Origin of the sequence: Pseudomonas psychrophila HA-4, from assembly GCF_000282975.1 — a bacterium.
GTDB lineage: Bacteria > Pseudomonadota > Gammaproteobacteria > Pseudomonadales > Pseudomonadaceae > Aquipseudomonas > Aquipseudomonas psychrophila_A.
The window spans coordinates 15194-34667 of record NZ_ALJC01000139.1 but is presented as its reverse complement, the minus strand read 5'-3'; the positions used below and the strand labels follow the sequence as shown (position 1 = coordinate 34667).

Genomic DNA, 19474 nt, shown 5'->3' with positions numbered 1-19474 from the left:
CCGTCGGCGCTTGGGCTGCGGTCACACCCGCCAGCCCAGCCTGCGGCAAGCGGCTCAACTGGCCCATGCGCAAACCGAGTGCCGAATCCCCCGTCAGCGCGATTGCCGCATGCCCCAAGCGCATGTAACGCGGGATCGATAAGCGGGCCGAAGGTTGGGCGAGTCTGGCCGGGTCGAGACCGAATTGGGCAAGCAAGGGCAGGGGATCTTGTCCATGGCTGCGCACGGCGTCCGCCAGGCATTCAACAAATCCTACAGAAAGGTCGCCCAGACGCATTGGCAGCGGTTTCACGGCGTTACAGCCACACGTTCAGCAGTTGAGCGCCAGTGCCGGACGTGTCGGCGCTGGTTTGACCGTTGCGGCTAATAAAACCCTGCCCGGCGCTGCGTTTGTCCCAGAACTTGCCGCGCAGGAACACAGTCACACCCGCTTCGGCAGTGCTGCTGGGCACGCGACTGATTAGTGTTAGGCGGTGCCAGGCTTCGCCTTCGGTTACTTCGCCGGGTTTGAGGCTGATTTCGCTGGGCGTAGAAACGCTCTTATAGCCGCCCCAAGGCTGCTCCCACGTTTTCTTGCCCATGATGAAGGCAGGCACGGCAATCAACTGCGCGCCTTTTTCATTGAGGGTTTGATAGTTCTCGGGGTACCAGCTGTCGCTGCCGATCAAAATGCCCAGCCGTCCGGCCGGAGTATCGACCACATTTAGCTGATGGTCCGGGCTTGGTTGGATATAGCTTTGTTCTTCGTAAGTGGGTAGCAACTGGCGCTGAGGGGTGCCAAGCAATGCGCCGTCGCGGCCAAACACCAGGCTGCTGTTGTACAGCGGGCCATTGCCCGGCAACAACTTACCATTTTCAATGCGCGGGTCGGGCAGGGCGATACTGCCCGCCACCAATGTCACCCCGAACTCCTTGGCCAGCCCGCCAAACAGGCTTTGATAATCGCTCGCCATGTGCCGGGCTTTCATGCGCAGGTGTGCATCGTTGGTGCGGTTGTCACCGTCTGCCCGTAACCAGGCATTGGCGAAGGCCAGCGGGTTGCTCATGGCCAGCATGCGCATGGCGTCATTCAAATTGGCGGCCTGGTACAGCTCGTCTTTTTCGCCGCGAAACATCAGCCAGGTGCCAATGTGCTCAGGCAGCACAACGATGGTTTTATCGTTGAGCAGCCCATCATTGCGGGCGCTGTTTAGGTAAGCGCAAAGCTTTAAATGCACCAGCGCCAGGCTTTGAAAGTCTCGCGGTGACAGATCGGGTTCGATACCCAGCAAATTGCCACGGCCTTGATCAGCGCCATCGTTGACAGCCAGTTTGATACGCAGATCAGACAAGTAGTGACCGACCTCGCGATGTTCAGCCCAGTACCCATAGCCAGCGGCAGAAGCGACAAGTGCGATCAGTAAGGTGCAGCCAAATAATTTACGCATGAGAAATAAAGCGGTAACCGTGGGCAGAATTCGAGGACTAGGGTAGGTCGCTAGGCAAGGCTTGCCAAGAGGGGGTGCTCATTTAGGTTATTAATTTGTAAGTTTGAGTCATTGAGTGCGTCAGATTGTGTCTTTACTGTGCCAGACATAAACGACGGGGCGCCAAAGAACGCCCCGCATACCGTGATTTTGCCTGTTCCGGAGCATCCTGATGACCGCCACTCACTACCCGCATTTAATGGCCCCGCTGGATTTGGGTTTTACCACCTTGCGCAACCGCAGCCTAATGGGCTCGATGCACACGGGGCTTGAAGAGCAACCCGGTGGCTTTGAGCGCATGGCAGCGTACTTTGCCGAACGGGCAAAAGGCGGTGTTGGACTGATGGTCACAGGCGGTATTGCGCCCAACGATGAAGGCGGCGTGTACAGCGGTGCCGCCAAACTGAGCACGGCTGAAGAAGCCGAAAAGCACCTAGTGGTGACCCGCGCTGTGCACGATGCGGGTGGCAAGATCTGCCTGCAGATCCTTCACGCTGGGCGCTATGCCTACAGCCCGCGCCAAGTGGCGCCTAGCGCGATTCAGGCGCCGATCAACCCCTTTACCCCCAAAGAGCTGGATGAAGCCGGTATCGAGAAGCAGATCAGCGACTTCGTGACCTGCGCCAAACTGTCTCAAAGCGCCGGTTATGACGGCGTCGAGATCATGGGCTCCGAAGGGTATTTCATTAACCAGTTCCTTGCCGCGCAGACTAACCATCGCACCGACCGCTGGGGTGGCAGCTACGAAAACCGTATGCGTCTGCCGATTGAAATCGTGCGCCGGGTGCGTGAAGCGGTAGGCCCGAATTTCATTATTATTTATCGCCTGTCGATGCTCGATCTGGTGGCAGGTGGCAGCGTCTGGGAAGAAATTGTGCAACTGGCCAAGGCTGTGGAGCAGGCCGGTGCGACCTTGATCAACACCGGCATTGGCTGGCACGAAGCGCGTATTCCGACCATCGCCACCAAAGTGCCACGCGGAGCCTTCAGCAAAGTCACCGCCAAGCTGCGCGGCTCGGTCAACGTGCCGCTGATCACCACCAACCGCATCAATACCCCGCAAATCGCCGAACAGATTCTGGCCGAGGGCGACGCCGACATGGTGTCCATGGCGCGGCCGTTCCTGGCTGATCCCGAGTTCGTCAACAAAGCGGCGGCTGGGCGCAGCGATGAAATCAACACCTGCATCGGCTGCAACCAAGCGTGTTTGGACCACACCTTTGGCGGCAAACTGACCAGTTGCCTGGTTAACCCGCGTGCTTGCCATGAAACGGTGCTCAATTACCTGCCGACCATCGCGGTGAAGAAAATCGCTGTGGTCGGCGCCGGTCCTGCCGGATTGTCGGCGGCGACGGTGGCGGCTGAGCGTGGGCATCAGGTCACGCTGTTTGATTCAGCCAGTGAAATTGGCGGCCAGTTCAACGTGGCCAAGCGCGTGCCAGGCAAGGAAGAGTTCTTCGAAACCCTGCGTTACTTCACCCGTAAGCTGCAAACCACTGGCGTTGAATTGCAACTCAACACGCGCGTAGACGTACAGCAATTGGTGGCGGGAGAGTTTGACGAAATCATCCTAGCCACCGGTATTGCGCCGCGCACCCCGGCGATCCCGGGCATCGACCACCCTAAAGTGCTGAGCTACCTGGACGTGATCCTTGGGCGCAAGCCCGTGGGCGCCAGCGTCGCCGTCATTGGTGCGGGCGGCATCGGTTTTGACGTGTCCGAGTTCCTGGTGCAACAGGGCGTGGCCACCAGCCTGGACCGAGAAGCCTTCTGGCGCGAGTGGGGCATTGATACCCACCTCGAAGCCCGTGGTGGCGTTGCCGGAATCAAGCCTGAAGTGCATGCGCCAGCGCGGCAGGTGTTTTTGTTGCAGCGTAAAAAAACCAAGGTGGGAGACGGACTGGGCAAAACCACCGGCTGGATCCACCGCACCGGCTTGAAAAACAAACACGTGCAAATGCTCAACAGCGTTGACTACCTGAGCATCGACAATGACGGGTTGCACATTCGTGTTGGCGAAGGCGAGCCGCAGTTGTTGGCCGTCGACAACATCGTCATTTGCGCCGGTCAAGACCCGCTGCGCGAACTGCAAGATGGCCTGTTGGCGGCCGGGCAGAACGTGCACTTGATTGGCGGTGCCGACGTCGCGGCTGAACTGGACGCCAAACGCGCCATCAACCAGGGGTCGCGATTAGCTGCCGAGTTGTAAACCCATCGAACGCTCGCGATCTTCTGACCTTCAAGATCAAAAGATCGTGAGCAAGCTCGCTCAGACCCTTGTCAATAAAGCGGCTGCAGAGGATCAGTGCACGATTTGTGCGAGAAACGCTTTGGCTCGTGGGCTTTTCGGGGCGTTAAAGAAGTCTTCGGGTGGCGAATCTTCGATGATCATGCCGCCGTCCAAAAACAACACCCGCTCCGCCACCTGACGAGCAAAGCCCATTTCGTGGGTCACGCAGAGCATGGTCATGCCGCTGCCCGCCAGTTTGACCATCACATCGAGCACTTCGCTGACCATTTCCGGGTCTAGCGCCGAGGTGGGCTCATCGAACAACATGATTTTTGGCTCCATGCACAATGCTCGGGCAATGGCCACGCGCTGCTGTTGGCCGCCTGAAAGTTGGCTCGGGTATTTGTCTGCTTGGCTTGCAATGCCGACCTTTTCCAAGAAGTGCTGCGCCAGTTCCACCGCCTTTTTGCGAGGCAGCCCACGGACTGACATGGGGGCGAGGATGCAGTTATCGAGCACGCTCATGTGCGGGAACAGGTTGAAATGTTGGAACACCATGCCGATTTCGCTGCGTACTTTGGCGGCGTCACGGGTGGCTTCTGACAGGTCGGTGTTGTTGACCAGAATCCTGCCTTTTTCGGCGATTTCCAGGCGGTTGATGCAGCGAATCAAGGTCGACTTGCCCGAGCCAGACGGGCCGCAGAGCACGATACGTTCGCCTTCACGCACCTTAAGGTCGATGCCTTTTAGTACATGAAACGCGCTGTAGTACTTGTTCAGACCAGCGATGTCCACCACCACCTTGCGAGTGTCTGTCACTGGCGACACAGGGTTATGAACGTAAGCAGGTTGAGCGTGCATAGTGTGTCTCCAGAGATCAGTAAAAGCGCTCGGCGCTGTAGGGCGTAGGGTCGGTGAACGGGTATTCGCCCGTCATCATTTCGGCTAACAGGCGCCCGCAGACCGGACCCAGTGTCAGGCCGTGATGCGCGTGGCCAAAGTTGAACCACAAACCTTTGTGGCGGCTGGCCGGGCCTATCACCGGGCACATGTCCGGCAGGCACGGGCGACGACCCAGCCAGGGCTCGGCATCAACGCGCGGACCCAGCGGATACAGGCGCTGGGCGCGCTCTTCGCAGCGGCGCAGTTGGATTTCGTTGATCGGGTCATCACTGTCTGCGAATTCGATTCCAGTGGTCAGGCGAATACCGCCAACCATCGGCGCCAACACATAACCGCCAATCGAATCGAGAATCGGATGTTGCATGGTGTGACCGTCTTTGGCGGCGTAGTGCATGTGGTAGCCGCGCTTGATCGCCAGCGGAATCCGATACCCCAACGGCTCGAAAATATCCCGCGCCTGCGGGCCGAGTGTGACCACGGCCTCATTGGCGGTGATTAAGCCTTTTTGGCTCTCCACCTGCCATTGCCCGGCACTCGCCCGCAGGCGGGTGGCATCGCCAATGACAAACGTGCCGCCGCGCTTGATAAACAGCGCGGCGTAACCGCGGGTCAGGCCGCCTGGGTCGCTGACGGTTTTTGGGTCCAGCCAATGAATGCCGCCCAGCACATCGCCATGCAAGCCCGGTTCCAGCGCGTGCACTTGCTGTTGGTCGAGCACCCGGTAGTTGAGTTTGAATTCGCTCAGGGCTGCCGCATCGCGCTGGGCTTTGTCGAAGTCAGCCTGAGTGCGATACACCTCGATCCAGCCGCTGTCCTGAATCAGTCCAGTCATACCGGCCGGTTCTGCCAGCAAGTCGTGTTCGCTGACGCACTTTTCAATCAGCGGCAGCATGGCCTGGGTGGCTTTGGCCAAGCCCTTGCTGCCCGATTGCTGCCAGTATTTCATCAGCCAGGCCCCGGCTTTAGGCAGGTGCTTGAGGCTGTAGCGCACGTCGGGTTGTTGATTAAGCCCGTAGCGCAGCAGCCGTGAGATTTCACGCGGGAACGAGTAAGGGATAACGCTGGCGCGCTCGATTAACCCGGCGTTGCCATGGCTGGTGCCACTGCCGGGCTGGTCGCGGTCGAGCAACACCACGTTGCGTCCGCGGGCCTGGAGTTGCAACGCGGTACTGACGCCGACAATGCCAGCCCCCAGAACGAGAGTGTCGCAATGCATACATAAATCCTTAAAACGAGGGCCGTTTAGCAGCCCGAAAAAGTGGGCTTACTGCAAATGGCGGCTGAGGCGGCCTTCGATAAATTTGAGGCTGCGACGTACGATCTCGACGATCAGCAGGTAGAGCACGGCGGCCCAGAGGTACACCTGGAAGTCGAAACTGCGAGCGAACACCATTTTGGTCACGCCCATTAGGTCGTAAATGGTCACCAGAGAGGCGATGGCGCTGGCCTTGATCATCAGGATCAGCTCGTTGCCCAGTGGTCCGATGGCCACCAACAGCGATTGCGGCAGGACCACTTTGCGAAAGGTGGTCCAGCGTGACAGGTTGAGCGCCTTGCACGCTTCACGCTGGCCTTGAGCCACAGACAGGATGCTGCCGCGCAGAATCTCAGCCTGATAGGCGGCGGTGTTCAGGGTGAAAGCCAGCAGGGTGCAGAGCCAGGCATCGCGGAAAAACCACCACAAGCCGATATCTTGCCAAAAGCTTTTGAAAGAGCCGAGGCCGTAATAGAGCAAGAACAACTGAGCCAGCAACGGCGAGCCCCGGAAAAAGTACACGTATGCGCCCGTAAAATTGCGCAAAAAGCGGTTGCCGGACAAACGCCCCAGTGCAATCAGCAGGCCGAGCAGTGCGCCGAGGGTGAACGAAATCGCCACCAGTTTGGCGGTTACCAGCAGCCCGTCGATAAAGCGCGGGCCATAGCGCTCAAGCAGTTCGGGGCTGAGAATCATGTTTTGCAGATCCGCCAGGCTCATGGCTGCACGCTCCGTATATGGCGGTTGAAGTAGCGTTCCAGAAAGGCAAACAAGCGCCCGGAAATCGCAGAGAAAAACAGGTAGATAAAGCAGGCCACGGTGTAGAACAGCATCGGGTCTTTGGTCACGCTGACGGCCAAGTTGGTTTGGCGCATCAGGTCGACGAGGGCGATGGTCGATACCAGTGACGTGTCTTTAAGCAGCGACAACCAGTTGTTCGACAGGCCGGGCAGGGCGATGCGCGCCAGTTGTGGCAGCACAACCTTGCGAAAGGTGGGGAATTTGGACAGGCCCAGCGCCGAGGCGGCCTCAAACTGACCCTTGGGAATGGTTTTAAAAGCACCCAGCCAGATCTCGCTGGAAAAGGCCGCAAACACCAGACTGAAAGCGATCATCGCAGCAACAAAGGTATTGATCGTGAACTGAACGTCAAACCCCATGAGGGCGAGGATCTTTTGCGCCGCGATCTGGCAGCCGTAATAAATGATCAGCAGCGTCAACAGTTCCGGCAGGCCGCGAAAGACCGTTGAAAACGTCGTGGCCCATGCCCGCATCCAGCGGTTTTTGGAGCGTGCTGCGACGGCCACGACAAGCCCCAGTGGCAAGCCGATCGGCAGGCAGCTCAAGGCCAGGGCAATGGTCACCAAGGACCCGGCAAGCAACGCCGAGCCCCAGCCGCCACTGGCGAAAGAAAGCAGTGATAGTTGGTCGAGCATGCTCGAGTCCCCGGTCAAAAAAAGGCGAAATTCAGCCGCTGCGCACACACGATGCGCAGGGCCGGGTCATTGGCAGGGAAGCCCTCAGCAGAGGGCGAGCGACTTAGTAAATGTCGAAGTCGAAGTACTTACTGGAGATCTTTTTATAGGTGCCGTCGGCAACTATTTCGTCCAGCGCCTTGTTGAAACGCTCGCGCAGTGCATTGTCGTTCTGACGCACGGCAATGGCCGCGTCAGCCAAGGTGCCGTCGACGTCGCCAATGATTTTGCAGCAGTCTTTGCCGGTTTTATTAACCCATTCCAGCAGCGGGAATTTGTCGGCGATCACCACGTCAACCCGTTCATTCGCCAATTCGCTATTGGCTTCGTCCAGGGTCGGGTACAGCTTCAGATCTGCATCCTTGTAATGCGCTTCGGCATACAGGCTTTGGGTCGCTGCGCTCTGCGCGCCCACGGTTTTGCCTTTGAAGTCGGACTGCGCATCGGTAATCGGCGAGTCCTTAGCCACGGCGATGGACAGCGGGGTACGGTAGTAGTGATTAGTGAACGCGATTTTCTTTTTGCGCTCATCGTTCACGATCATCGAGGCCACAATGGCGTCGTATTTTTTGGCCATCAGGCCCGCGATGATGCCGTCCCAGTCCTGGGCCACGATCGTGCATTCAGCGCCCATGCGCTTGCACAGCTCTTCGGTGATATCGACGTCAAAGCCGTGCAGCTTATTGTCCGAGTCAACGTAGTTAAACGGAGGGTAGGCGCCTTCCGTGGCGATTGTCAGTTTGTCGGCCTGAGCGTAGGACGCGACAGCGAAAACCATTGCACATGCACTGGCAAAGCGAAGGACGTTGTTCATCTAGCACCTCGTTTATTGTTTTGATCCGGGTGAGGATGTGTACCCCACGAACTCATTGTGTAAGGTCGCGGTCGCCTCAAGACGCTTCTCTACGTCAGGCCCCAGTTGTTTGCACACTTCGTTAATCAGCAGGTGAACCAGCGACAGCATGGCTGCGGTGGACTCCCAGAACAGATTGAATTCGGTCGGTACGCGAAACACTTCATCGGCGCACTGCTCGGCCCAGTCGCAGAAGGTATCGGTCACCAGCGTGACCGCAATGCCTGCCTCGCGTGCTTTGCGGCACAGTTGCTGGGCGTGGCGCGAATAACGGCGGGCTTCGAACACCACCAGCGCGCACTCTTGCGCGGGGCATAGCAGCACGTCGGCGTAATGCCCGGCGGCACCATCGACCAATTGCACGCCATCGCGCAGGTATTGCAGCAAATGCACCATGGAGGCGGCGATCCCGCGCTCGGTCTGGAAGCCCGCCACAAACACTTTGCGCCGAGTGGCTAGGCGCTGACTGACGGTTTGCCATTCGGGCGTCAGGCTGTATTCGTACACCTTGACCAAGGCGGCGACTTCTAGCTCAAAACTGCGCGGCAAGGCCTGCGGGCTTTGGCTCGATTGTTGACGAAATTCTTGCAGGCGATCACCGACCAGCCACGGGCCATCGCCGAGGTCGTCTTTGAGATCGTTTTTGAGTTCTTTGAAGTGGCTGTAACCCAGCGCGCGGCAGAAGCGCCCAACACTGGACTCACTGACACCCAGCTTGCTGGCAATGTCAGCAGCGGTCTGAAACGGCAGTTCGTAGAGGTTCGCCAGCATGTAACTGGCAATCGCCCGACCCGAAGGCGCGGCGGTTGACAGACTGCTTTCAAGGCGTTGTTTAATCGACTGACTCACGGCTGCTTCCTGTTCTTGTTTCAGCACGTTGCAGAAAGTGAATGTTTTCTGTCATTAAGTCAAGAATTGACAGAGAACTGTCATCGCTGGATAGTTGGCCTCGCCCTTGCACATCGACAAAAACAACGAAATCGGAGCGCAGCATGTCCCAGCCCGTTACCTCCACATCGGCCACCGAGTCGCTGTCCCTCAGTGAACTGACCGTTTTGCTGCAACAGATTTTCGAGCGTCATGGCACCTCAAATGCCGTGGCCCAGGTACTGGCCGACAACTGCGCCCGGGCTCAGCGCGATGGCTCCTACAGCCACGGGGTGTTTCGTATTCCGGGGTATTTGGCGTCGTTGGCGAGCAACTGGGTGGATGGGCAAGCCATCCCGCAGGTCGAAGACGTGGCGTCGGGTTTTATCCGCGTGGATGCGGCCAATGGTTTTGCGCAACCGGCACTGGCTGCGGCGCGTGAACTGCTGGTCGAAAAAGCCCGCAGTGCCGGGATCGCGGTGCTGGCGATTCGCAACTCGCACCACTTTGCGGCGTTGTGGCCCGATGTTGAGCCGTTCGCCGAACAAGGCTTAGTGGCCTTGAGCGTGGTCAACAGCATGACGTGCGTGGTGCCGCATGGCGCGCAAAAACCGTTGTTCGGCACCAACCCGATTGCCTTTGCTGCGCCACGTGCTGACGGCAACCCGATCGTATTCGACTTAGCCACCAGTGCCATTGCCCATGGCGATGTGCAAATCGCAGCCCGCAAAGGCCATTCACTGCCCGCGGGCATGGGCGTCGACAAACATGGCGAGCCGACCGAAAATCCGAAAGAAATCCTCGATGGTGGCGCTTTGCTGCCATTTGGTGGCCACAAAGGTTCGGCCTTGTCGATGATGGTTGAACTGCTGGCGGCGGCGCTGACAGGCGGCAATTTCTCGTTCGAATTCGACTGGAAAAAACACCCTGGCGCGCAAACCCCATGGACGGGCCAATTGCTGATTGTCATCGACCCGAGCAAATCGGGTGGCAACAGCTTCGCCCAGCGCAGTGGTGAGCTGGTCCGTCAGATGCACGCGGTGGGCCTCGAACGCATGCCGGGTGACCGGCGCTTCATTGAACGCGCCAAATCATTGGAGGCAGGTATCCCGTTGAGCGTTGAGGAATTGGCCAAGCTGCGGGCGCTGGCGTAATGGTTCGCGAACGCGTAGCAGCTGCCGAGCCTGAGAGGCTGCACAGCAGTCGTAAAATCATGCACTGCGGTGTGTCAGTTAAACCCTGCACTTAGGATTTACGATCGCTTCGCAATCGGGCGTAGCCTCTCAGGCTCGGCAACTGCTACGAAATCGGCTTGCTGCACACCATAGAGTCTCGTAGAGGGGGTTAGACCCGCAAAAATTGCCGGATCAAATTCGGTGTGCACCCGGTCCAGCGTTTCAGTGCACGACGAAAGTTGGCCGGGTCGTTGAAGTTCAAATACTCCGCCACCGCGTCGTTGCTCAAGCCCTTGATCTGGTACAGGTACAGCGCCACATGCTTGCGGGCTTGGTCCTGCTGGGCTTGGAAGTGCGTGCCGTGTTTGCTCAGTTTGCGTTTGAGGGTGGCCTGGCTCATCGAAAAATGCTGCGCCACTTCCTCAAGCCCCGGCGCGCGTTGTGCGTGGTCGCGCAGGTGCACGTAAAGCCGGTCCAGTAGGCTGGCGCTGAACCCAAGGTCGTGCAGTTGGCTTTGCGCCTGTTGGTGCGCCACTTGCCGGGCAATCGCCGAAGCATTGGGCCACGCATGCGTCAGGTATTCACGGGGTAAGCGCATCAGGTCGAGTTGGCAGTTGAACTGGGTGTTTTCGCCCAGATGCACCCAGTACTGCTCCACATAACGCGGCTCGGGGTAACTCAAACAGCATTCCCACGGCAGGCGTTCGCCGCTGAGCCACTGACTCATGGCCTTGAAGGCCGTCATGCTGGCCTCTTGCACAAAACGCAATTGCTCTTGCGCACCGCAACTGTCGAGCCAGTACACGTAGGCGTATTTGTCATCCAGCAGCAGGCGTGGGGTCAGCAAGGGGCTTAGCAAAGCCCGGTGGTGGATGACGGTTTCCAGTGCCTGATGCAGGTTCTGCGCCTGTTGCAGCGCATGGCTGGCAGGGCCGTAATGGCCTGGCAGCAAGCGCTGGCCAAACAAGAAGCTGCTGTCATCGGCGTCGAGCAAGCGCTGGGCATTGGCGATCAGACTAAAGAACTGCTGCGCACTGAGGCGGGTGCCCCCGGCCACGATGTCGTCGTAAAACAGCCCGGTGCCACGCAGTAATCGATGGCTGTCGATGCCTCGTGACAACGCCAGATCAATCAACGTGGCGGGTTGGTAATGCCCGGGTATAAAACGCGTATCGGCTTCGTACCAGTGGCTGCTGAGTGTCATGCCCGTTTACTCCGGGGTGGCTTGGCGCGGGCCAAGGCCAGGTTCAGGCGTTTGAGCAGTTCATCGGGTGCTTCATCGAAGGCCATCACCACCGCCGTGCTGGCGGATAAACACACCCGCTCACCATGTTGTCGGGTTTTATGGGCAAGGCTTTGCACCGCTTGTTGCAACTCCAGCGCCAGCAATCGGGCTTGGCTCTCGCCGGTGTTGGGCAGCAGCACCACAAAACGGTCACCGGCCAGTCGGCAGAGCAGGTCATGACGCCGCAGGTTGAGCAGCAGCAATTGGCTCAAAGCCTGCAATAGGGCGTCGCCTTCCGCGTGGCCGTAGTGCTGGTTGACGAGCGAAAAGTCGTCGATATCCAGCGCCAGCAACGACAGCGGTTGTTCTTGCTCGCGGCTCTGCGCCATGCAGTCGCCGACTTGGTGCTTGAGGTAGTCGGCCCCACCCAGTGGGGTCAATTTGTCGAACAGGCGATGTTCGCGAAATGTCCGTTCGCGTTTTTCCATTTGCTGATTGATGGCCTGCTGCTCGCGATGCCAGTGGTACAGGCCGATGGTCAGTAGAACCATGCCCACAGGCATCGGTCCCGACTCCAGCCAGTGATTCCAACCCAGGTGTTTGGGCAGGCGGATAAATTCGTCGAGGACGTCCATCCACCATGAAAAGAAGATGCAGCACAGACCGATCGACAGGTAGTTGGTAACCCGGCCCGTGGGGCGGCTTTTAAGCACCAGAAACAGCCACAGCAGCACAAACAGCGAGGTGCCGCCTTCGCCGATGATGTCCAGCCATTGCCACTCGTTAAAGGCTTTGGGCGTACCGAATGCCAGGTTGAGCAACACGCCGATATTGGCTGCAACCAATAGCAGGCCGAGTTTCCAGCGATGATGTTTAAGGATGTTTAGCCACGTCATGTCGGGTCTGCCCAAGCGTAATGCTGGCCAGCAAAACAGAGCGCTGTGACAGTCATGTTACGAGGTGCAAGGGTCGAATCAGCTCAGGTGTCTTGCCAAAAATCGTGCGATACGCACTGTAGGAGCAGCCGGTCGACACTCGCTCCTACCGTGCGTTGGGCTGATTCAGGTCAAATCAGCTCATCCAGCACTCATTACCCCCCTAAAAGCCTCTATTTCCGGGGTTTGCGCCAAACGCTGTAACAGCACTGTCATTGAGCAACCCTAGCGTTCGCTTCCACGTTGTCGGGCCATTTGCCTGACCTGTGGGGCCAATCTGGGGGAGAGCAAGCATGTACAAGTGTCGGAGCAAGGCGCAGTGGGTGAGCTTCACGTTCAGTGCATTGGCCATGGCGATTGCCAGCGAGCGCCTGAGCGCCGCCGAGTTATCGACCGCTGGTGTCACCGAGCATGTTGAGGTGGTTGGGCAGGCTGCCAGCCTGGACAAGGCGCTCAAGCAACAACGCAAGTCGGACAACATTGAAAGCGTGGTACACGCCGATGGCGTGGCGCAGTTGCCCGACGTTAACGTTGCCGAAGCGGTACAGCGCTTGCCCGGCATCAGCATTGAACGCGATCAGGGCGAAGGCCGTTTCGTCAGCGTGCGGGGCCTGGGCCCGGACCTTAACAGTGTGACCATCAACGGTACGCTGGTGCCGTCCCCCGAAAGCAAACGCCGCGCCGTGGCGTTGGATGTGTTGCCAGCCGAGCTGGTGCAGTCATTGTCGGTGATCAAAACCCTGACCCCAGACATGGACGCCAACTCGCTGGGCGGCACGGTGGATGTGCAAAGCCTCTCGGCCTTCGATCACGAAGGCCTGTTCTACACCGGGAGCACCCAGGCGGGTTACAACAAGAACACCCACCAGACCAGCCCTAAAGTCTCGGGCGCAATCAGTGATCGTTTCAGCGTGGGTGATGGCATCGACAACTTCGGCGTCGCGGCGGCCCTGAGCTGGAACAAGCGTGATTTTGGTTCGGATAACGTCGAAACCGGCGGCGCCTGGGACTTTACCGACGGCGCCAAACTCAACAGCTTTGAACAGCGTGTATACGACATCACCCGTGAGCGCACGGGCGGCGGTGTGAACTTCGATTACAAGCCAGATGATGACACCACGCTGTATCTGCGCACGCTGTACAGCCGCTTCAAGGACAGCGAAATCCGTAACTCCGACGCCGTGGAGTTTTCTAAGCCGCAAGCCGTAGGTGAAGTAGGCAAGGCCAAGGGCAAGCGCAAACTCAAGCAACGCGAAGAAACCCAGGACATCCAGTCGTACGTGTTCGGTGGTGAGCGCACCATGGGGCTCTGGACTTTGAGCGGGCAGGCTGGCTACAGCGAGTCCAGCGAAGACAGCCCGGCGGGTATTGCCGGGGCTACCTTCAAAAGCAATTCGAGTTTCGCGAACAGCGGTTTCTATGACTCGAAAAAGCCGCGCCCGATCATTGGTGAGGGCTTTTATGACCCGGCCAATTACACGCTCGACAAAGTGGACGTCAAGCAAGAGAACACCAAGGACACAGAGAAGAACATCCGCCTCGATCTGGCGCGTGACTACGACATACAAGGGTATGCCTCGCAAATCAAATTTGGCGGCAAGGTCAGCCGTCGCAACAAAGACAACGACACCGAGGTCTGGAGTTACAAGAACTTTTCGAAGCAGGGCTTCAGCGATGCTCAGCTTAATTTGACCCAGTTCGACAAGGGCAATCTGGATTACTCGCTTGGCCGTTACGGCCCGGGCATCAGTGCGGGTGCCATCAAGGACTTGATTGGCGGTTTGAACCGCGATCAGTTCTATAACGAGCAAGATTCGCGGGTCAATGACTTCACCATGCGTGAAGACATCAACTCGGGCTACATGATGAACACCGTTGATATCGACGATTGGCGCTTTATCGCCGGGCTGCGTTACGAGGGCACAGAGTTCGAAGCCAAAGGTACTGGCGTGCGCAACGGCGTGTACGAGTCGCAAGACACCAAGCGCGATTATCACCACTGGCTGCCGGGGCTGCATGCGCGTTATCAGTTGGCAAAAAACACCCAAGTGCGCGCTGCCTGGACCAACGCTGTGGTGCGTCCAACCTTTGGCCAATTGGCACCCGGCTTTGTGATTGAAGATAACAAGGCCGAATTCGGTAACCCGAACCTCAAGCCGCTGGAGTCGAGCAACTTCGACCTGGGCATTGAGCACTTCATGGGGCAGGCCGGTACGGTGTCGGCGTTCCTCTTCTACAAAGACATCAAAAACTTCGTCTACAACAACGATCTGGCCGGCACGGGTGCCTGGAGCACCTTCACCGAGGCGCACTCCTATGCCAACGGTGACAGCGCCAAGCTCTATGGCCTGGAACTGGCCTACTCGCAGAAATTCGACTGGCTACCAGCGCCTTTCAATGGCGTGATTCTGGGCGCGAACACCACGTTTAGCCGCTCCAACGCCAGCATCAAAGGCTATGACGCGGCCTCGGGCAGCACGATCAAGCGCGACATCGACTTGCCGAGCCAGTCCAACACGGTCGGCAACCTGATGCTCGGCTGGGAGGACGACAAACTCAGCGTGCGTGTGTCGGCCAACTACAAGTCGGACTACTTGTACGAGTTGTCCGGGATCAACGACAAGGCGCACGACACACATGTGGGTTCACAGACCTTTGTTGACTTCAGCGCCCGCTACGCGCTGAGCAAAAACCTGCACGTCACCTTTGATGCGCAGAACCTAACCGATCAGCCGTACTTCGTGTACAGCGGCAACAGCCGTTACAACAACCAGTACGAAGAGTACGGCCCGACCTACTCCGTAGGGCTGACCTTCACCCATTTCTAATCTCGACCTAAAACGCGCACCTAGCAGTTGCCGAAGGCTACGTCCGGCGACGAAGTCGTCGTAAATCGGGAATCGCGGACTTTCAGATAGAACGGGTTCTCGGGATTTACGATCGCTTCGCAATCGGACGCAGCCTCCGGCAACTGCTACGGGTTTGTGTGCACCTTAATGAAGACTTCAACGGGCTGTATAACCATGACCTTTTTGTTCAAACGCAAACCCCGGCTGTTGCCTTTACTCGTGTGTCTTGCCGCAGGCGGGGTGCAGGCTGGCGCTGAAATCACTGCTCCAACCCTGCACCCCTGGGGCACGACCAAGGCTCAGGCGCTGAGTTACTTACCGACGGGGGCAGGGGATGATCGTCTGGCCGTGAGCAAGCGCGACGGGTTGCTGTTGCTCGACCCGCAAGGCAAAACGCTTAGCCAAGTGGCGGGCTCGTTCTCGGGCCTAGACAGCCGCGCCCTGGGTGACAAGGTGCTGGTCGCCAGTCACGACAAGAACACGCAGCAAGTTGCACTGTTCAGCCTGGACCCAAAAACCCATGAATGGCAGGCACCGATGTACCTGCCGACGCGTGACTATGCGGTTAACGGCGTGTGCCTGTACCGCGACTCCGCGAGCAACATGTACCTGTTTACGGTGGGCGAAGAAGGCAAGGGCGAGCAATGGCTGGTCGCCGCCGACAACAAACGTTTGGCGACCCCGCACAAGGTGCGCAGCTTGCCGTTGCCGCCTGAAGCGAAGTTTTGCCAAGTGGATGATGCTTCGCAGCAACTGTTCGTCAACGAGCAGAATGTTGGCTGGTGGACGTACCCAGCGCATCCTGAAGCCGAGACGTTGCGCGTGCCGGTGGCCATCGTCGAGCCGTTCGGCAATGTGAAAAAAGCGGCTGGGGCCATGGCGCTGGTGCCGGGCGGAATGCTGGGGCTTGATCCCAAGGCTGGTCAGTTAAACCTCTATCAACAACAAGGTAAGCGCTGGTCGCCCGTCGCTAGCCTGACGCTTAAAGGCGTCACAGAACCTGAGCATCTGGCGCTGCGTGAAACCCCGAAAGGGCTTGATGTGTTGGTACAAGACGGCGCCAGCAATCGCCTGTTTGAAGGCACGCTGGACTGGAAAGCCGCGCCGGTAAACCTACCGCCCGTATTGCCGGTGGTAAAACCCGTTGTGCAGACCGATATCGTCATGAGTCAGGGCGATGCGGCGGATGATCCGGCTATTTGGGTTCACCCCCAACAACCCGCGTTGAGCCGCGTACTGGGCACCAACAAGCAGCAAGGGCTTGAGGTGTACGACTTACAGGGTAAGCGTGTGCAGCAGTTGCCGGTGGGGCGCCTGAACAACGTTGATGTGCGCCCGGGCTTTGTTTTGGGGGCTAACACCGTTGACCTGGCGGTGGCGACCAATCGCGATCACAACAGCCTGAGTGTGTTCAGCATTGATCGGGCGACAGGCGTGTTGAAAATCGTGGGCGAGATTGCCACGCCGGTCAAAGACATCTATGGCCTGTGCCTGTTCAAGGCGCCGACGGGTGAGATTTACAGTTTTGCCAACGACAAGGACGGTACGTTTTTGCAGCATCGCCTGTTCGCCAAGGGTGAACGTGTAGAGGGCGAACTGGTACGCCAGTTCAAGGTTGAAACCCAGCCTGAAGGCTGTGTCGCCGATGACCAGCGCCAGCGCCTGTTTATCGGTGAAGAAGACGTCGCGGTGTGGGCGGTCGATGCGCGTCCTGACCAGCCGACAACCCTGACCAGCGTGATCAAGGTCGGTGATCCGGTGCATGACGACATTGAAGGGCTGGCGCTGTATCAGACCGAAAAAGACAACTACCTGGTGATCTCCAGCCAAGGCAATGACAGCTATGTGGTGGTCGATGCCGAGCCGCCGTTTGCTCTGCGTGGCGCCTTTCGGGTGGGTGTAAATGCTGAGGCGGGCATTGATGGCGCCTCGCAAACGGATGGCCTTGACGTGACCTCGGCCAACCTTGGTGGCCCTTGGAGCAACGGCATGCTGGTGGTGCAGGACGGGCGCAAACGCATGCCCGAGCAAGCCCAAAACTTCAAATACGTCCCGTGGAGTGAAGTGGCCAAGGCGCTGCACTTGCCATAACCCAGTCATACGGATGTGTCTCTAATCACTAAACGTAGGCGCTGCGCAACGCTGCGAGTGTTTAAAAGATCGCAGCCTGCGGCCGCTCCCACGAGCAATCCAACAGGAGTTACACCATGCAAGCAACTATGGAACACATGACCCTCTGGGGTCTGATCAGCGAAGCCAGCCTGCTGGTACAAGGCGTGATGCTGATTTTGCTCGCCGCCTCGTTGCTGAGCTGGTTTTTGATTATTCGCCGCAGTGCCATCCTGCGCCGCAGTGAACATGACATCGACAGCTTCACCCAGCGTTTTCGGGCGCAGGGTGATTTGAACGCGCTGTACCGCGAGACCCGTGATTCGACCCGCGAAGACGCGGGTGCCGAACAGGTATTTGTCGCCGCCTACAGCGAATACGCGCAACTCAAACAGCAGCCGAGCATTGACGCCGATGGCGTGATGCAAGGCATCGAACGCTCACTGTATGTGGCCATCAGCGAACAGGAAGTGCGCCTGGAAAAAGGCCTGCAATTTCTCGCCACCGTGGGTTCGGTGAGCCCATACATCGGCCTGTTTGGCACCGTCTGGGGGATCATGAACTCCTTTATCGGCTTGTCGCAGGTGCAGCAGGCCACGCTTTCGACCGTTGCCCCCGGCATTGCTGAAGCCCTGATTGCCACGGCCATCGGCTTGTTTGCCGCGATTCCGGCAGTCATTGCCTATAACCGCTTCTCGGCCCGCGGCCAAACCTTGCTGACCCGCTATTACAGCCTCGGCAACGAAGTCCAAATGCGCCTGTACCGTGGTTTGCACGCGGGTTCGCGGAACATGGCTGCGGCTGCTTAAGGGAGTTTGAACATGCTCGCTCGACCACAACGCAAACACGGGCCCAAGGCCGAAATGAACGTAGTGCCTTACATCGACGTGATGCTGGTACTGCTGGTGATCTTTATGGTGACCGCGCCGATGCTGACGCAAGGCGTGAAGATCGAGTTGCCCAAAGTCGCCAGTGAAGCGTTGGCCAATGACACCCAGCAGAAAATCCTCACCCTGTCGGTCAAGGCCGAGGGCGGGTACTACTGGAACGTGGGCAGCGAACTGGACACCAAAAACCAGACCGACAGCGCCGTCAGCCTTGAAGAACTGCAAGCCAAGATCGGCCAGGTGACTGCACAAAACGGTGACACTCAGGTTTTCATTCGCGCCGACAGCGAGGCCGGGTATGGCAGCGTGGTCAAGGCCATGGCTGCTTTGCAGCAAGGTGGCGTGACCAACCTGGGGTTGGTGACAGAGGCCCCACAATGAGTACCGCGGTGATGCACGCGCCACAGATGGCCGCGCGGTCTGTGCCATGGACCACGTTGTGGCACAACAGCCAGGCGGTGGCAGTCACGGTTGCCCTGCACAGCGCGGTGATTGCCTTTTTGGTGCTGGGTTGGAGCATGGAGCATGAAGTGGCCGTTCCCGCGCCGTCGACCCTCAAAACCCGGCTGGTCATGATGCCCGCCGAGCCGGTGGCTGCGCCGCCCGAACCCGCACCGCTGCCGGTGGTGGTTGCGCCGCCGGTGGTTGAAGCAAAGCCTGACGTGGTCAAACCGGACCCGCAAATACAAGCACGCAAGCTGGAACAGGCCGCGTTGGCGCGCAAGCGGGTAGAGGAGCAGAAGCAACTCAAGCAAGAGCAACAACAGGTTGCCCGGCAACAGGCGGAACAGGCCGAGATGCAGCGTCAGCACGCGCAGGCCGAAGCGGCCGCGCAGCAAGCACGCGTGGCAGCGGATAACGCCCGGCGTGCCCAGCAGGCGGCTGCGGCGGCGGATGTGCGCCAATACTTGCCGATCAGCAAAGAAGCCCCTGACTACCCGCAACGCGCGTTGGACAAAGGCATAGAAGGCGACTGTACGGTTGAATACTCGGTCACCCCGCAGGGCAAGGTCGACAATCCCAAAGTAGTCGGCGAGTGCCACCCGGCGTTTATCCGACCTTCATTGGTGGCGGCGGCGACATTCCGCTACCAACCGCGCATGGTCGATGGCCAGGCAGTAACAGTGCCGGGGGTGCGTAATACCTTTCACTACAAAATCCGCTAAGCAGAGCGACCCTCACCTTTCCCTGAGGGAGAGAGCAACGGTGAGGGTGCTTCTAAGGCAATAACATCTGACAAGCATC

General features: G+C 58.6%; 17 protein-coding genes. 7 read left to right on the top strand and 10 right to left on the bottom strand.

Annotation, left to right across the window (positions count from 1 at the left end; translation table 11 throughout):
- Together B347_RS25355 and B347_RS0123895 are read right to left on the bottom strand one after the other, a co-directional pair.
- On the bottom strand, positions 1 to 292 hold a 292-nt coding region (locus B347_RS25355), incomplete at its 3' end, for an AraC family transcriptional regulator ligand-binding domain-containing protein (RefSeq protein ID WP_192812414.1).
- Between the two features lie 4 nt (positions 293 to 296).
- A complete protein-coding gene (locus B347_RS0123895) occupies positions 297 to 1427 on the bottom strand; it encodes a carbon-nitrogen hydrolase family protein (RefSeq protein ID WP_019412219.1) in 1131 nt (376 codons plus the stop codon).
- A 211-nt stretch (positions 1428 to 1638) separates the two neighbouring features.
- Between B347_RS0123895 and B347_RS0123890 the strand changes: the two genes are divergently transcribed.
- The gene (locus B347_RS0123890) at positions 1639 to 3675 is read left to right on the top strand and encodes an NADPH-dependent 2,4-dienoyl-CoA reductase (protein ID WP_019412218.1); all 2037 of its coding nucleotides are present in this window, start codon (positions 1639 to 1641) and stop codon (positions 3673 to 3675) included.
- A gap of 93 nt (positions 3676 to 3768) precedes the next feature.
- Here B347_RS0123890 and B347_RS0123885 read toward each other — a convergent pair whose 3' ends face one another.
- The 6 genes from B347_RS0123885 to B347_RS0123860 all read right to left on the bottom strand — a co-directional run bounded on the left by B347_RS0123885 (position 3769) and on the right by B347_RS0123860 (position 9031).
- On the bottom strand, positions 3769 to 4494 hold the full coding sequence (locus B347_RS0123885) for an amino acid ABC transporter ATP-binding protein (RefSeq protein ID WP_081498347.1): 726 nt from the start codon (positions 4492 to 4494) through the stop codon (positions 3769 to 3771).
- A gap of 79 nt (positions 4495 to 4573) precedes the next feature.
- The gene (locus tag B347_RS0123880) at positions 4574 to 5815 is read right to left on the bottom strand and encodes an NAD(P)/FAD-dependent oxidoreductase (RefSeq protein WP_019412216.1); all 1242 of its coding nucleotides are present in this window, start codon (positions 5813 to 5815) and stop codon (positions 4574 to 4576) included.
- Between the two features lie 48 nt (positions 5816 to 5863).
- Positions 5864 to 6574: an ABC transporter permease gene (locus tag B347_RS0123875; RefSeq protein WP_019412215.1), complete on the bottom strand. Its 711-nt coding sequence runs from the start codon at positions 6572 to 6574 to the stop codon at positions 5864 to 5866.
- Positions 6571 to 7290, bottom strand: a complete 720-nt coding sequence (locus B347_RS0123870) for an ABC transporter permease (protein ID WP_019412214.1) — start codon at positions 7288 to 7290, stop codon at positions 6571 to 6573. Before B347_RS0123870 ends, B347_RS0123875 begins: the two co-directional genes overlap by 4 nt.
- Positions 7291 to 7393: 103 nt before the next feature.
- The gene (locus B347_RS0123865) at positions 7394 to 8143 is read right to left on the bottom strand and encodes a transporter substrate-binding domain-containing protein (protein WP_019412213.1); all 750 of its coding nucleotides are present in this window, start codon (positions 8141 to 8143) and stop codon (positions 7394 to 7396) included.
- 12 nt (positions 8144 to 8155) lie between these two features.
- Complete coding sequence (locus tag B347_RS0123860; protein ID WP_019412212.1) at positions 8156 to 9031, bottom strand: MurR/RpiR family transcriptional regulator; 876 nt, start codon at positions 9029 to 9031, stop codon at positions 8156 to 8158.
- 143 nt (positions 9032 to 9174) lie between these two features.
- Between B347_RS0123860 and B347_RS0123855 the strand changes: the two genes are divergently transcribed.
- Positions 9175 to 10203, top strand: a complete 1029-nt coding sequence (locus B347_RS0123855; protein WP_019412211.1) for an Ldh family oxidoreductase — start codon at positions 9175 to 9177, stop codon at positions 10201 to 10203.
- A gap of 190 nt (positions 10204 to 10393) precedes the next feature.
- On the opposite strand, the gene B347_RS0123850 is transcribed toward B347_RS0123855, so the two are convergent.
- Together B347_RS0123850 and B347_RS0123845 are read right to left on the bottom strand one after the other, a co-directional pair.
- Entirely contained in the window at positions 10394 to 11428 is a 1035-nt protein-coding gene (locus tag B347_RS0123850; protein WP_019412210.1) for an AraC family transcriptional regulator, read from the bottom strand.
- Positions 11425 to 12345, bottom strand: a complete 921-nt coding sequence (locus B347_RS0123845) for a GGDEF domain-containing protein (RefSeq protein WP_019412209.1) — start codon at positions 12343 to 12345, stop codon at positions 11425 to 11427. Before B347_RS0123845 ends, B347_RS0123850 begins: the two co-directional genes overlap by 4 nt.
- Before the next feature lie 332 nt (positions 12346 to 12677).
- Between B347_RS0123845 and B347_RS0123840 the strand changes: the two genes are divergently transcribed.
- The 5 genes from B347_RS0123840 to B347_RS0123820 all read left to right on the top strand — a co-directional run bounded on the left by B347_RS0123840 (position 12678) and on the right by B347_RS0123820 (position 19395).
- Positions 12678 to 15212: a TonB-dependent receptor gene (locus B347_RS0123840; protein WP_019412208.1), complete on the top strand. Its 2535-nt coding sequence runs from the start codon at positions 12678 to 12680 to the stop codon at positions 15210 to 15212.
- A gap of 195 nt (positions 15213 to 15407) precedes the next feature.
- On the top strand, positions 15408 to 17324 hold the full coding sequence (locus B347_RS0123835) for a phytase (protein ID WP_019412207.1): 1917 nt from the start codon (positions 15408 to 15410) through the stop codon (positions 17322 to 17324).
- Between the two features lie 116 nt (positions 17325 to 17440).
- The gene (tolQ, locus tag B347_RS0123830; protein ID WP_019412206.1) at positions 17441 to 18151 is read left to right on the top strand and encodes a protein TolQ; all 711 of its coding nucleotides are present in this window, start codon (positions 17441 to 17443) and stop codon (positions 18149 to 18151) included.
- 12 nt (positions 18152 to 18163) lie between these two features.
- Positions 18164 to 18610: a protein TolR gene (gene tolR, locus B347_RS0123825; RefSeq protein ID WP_019412205.1), complete on the top strand. Its 447-nt coding sequence runs from the start codon at positions 18164 to 18166 to the stop codon at positions 18608 to 18610.
- Positions 18607 to 19395 carry an energy transducer TonB gene (locus tag B347_RS0123820; protein WP_019412204.1) on the top strand — a complete coding sequence of 263 codons (789 nt, stop codon included), beginning with the start codon at positions 18607 to 18609 and terminating at the stop codon, positions 19393 to 19395. Before tolR ends, B347_RS0123820 begins: the two co-directional genes overlap by 4 nt.
- Positions 19396 to 19474 lie beyond the last annotated feature (79 nt).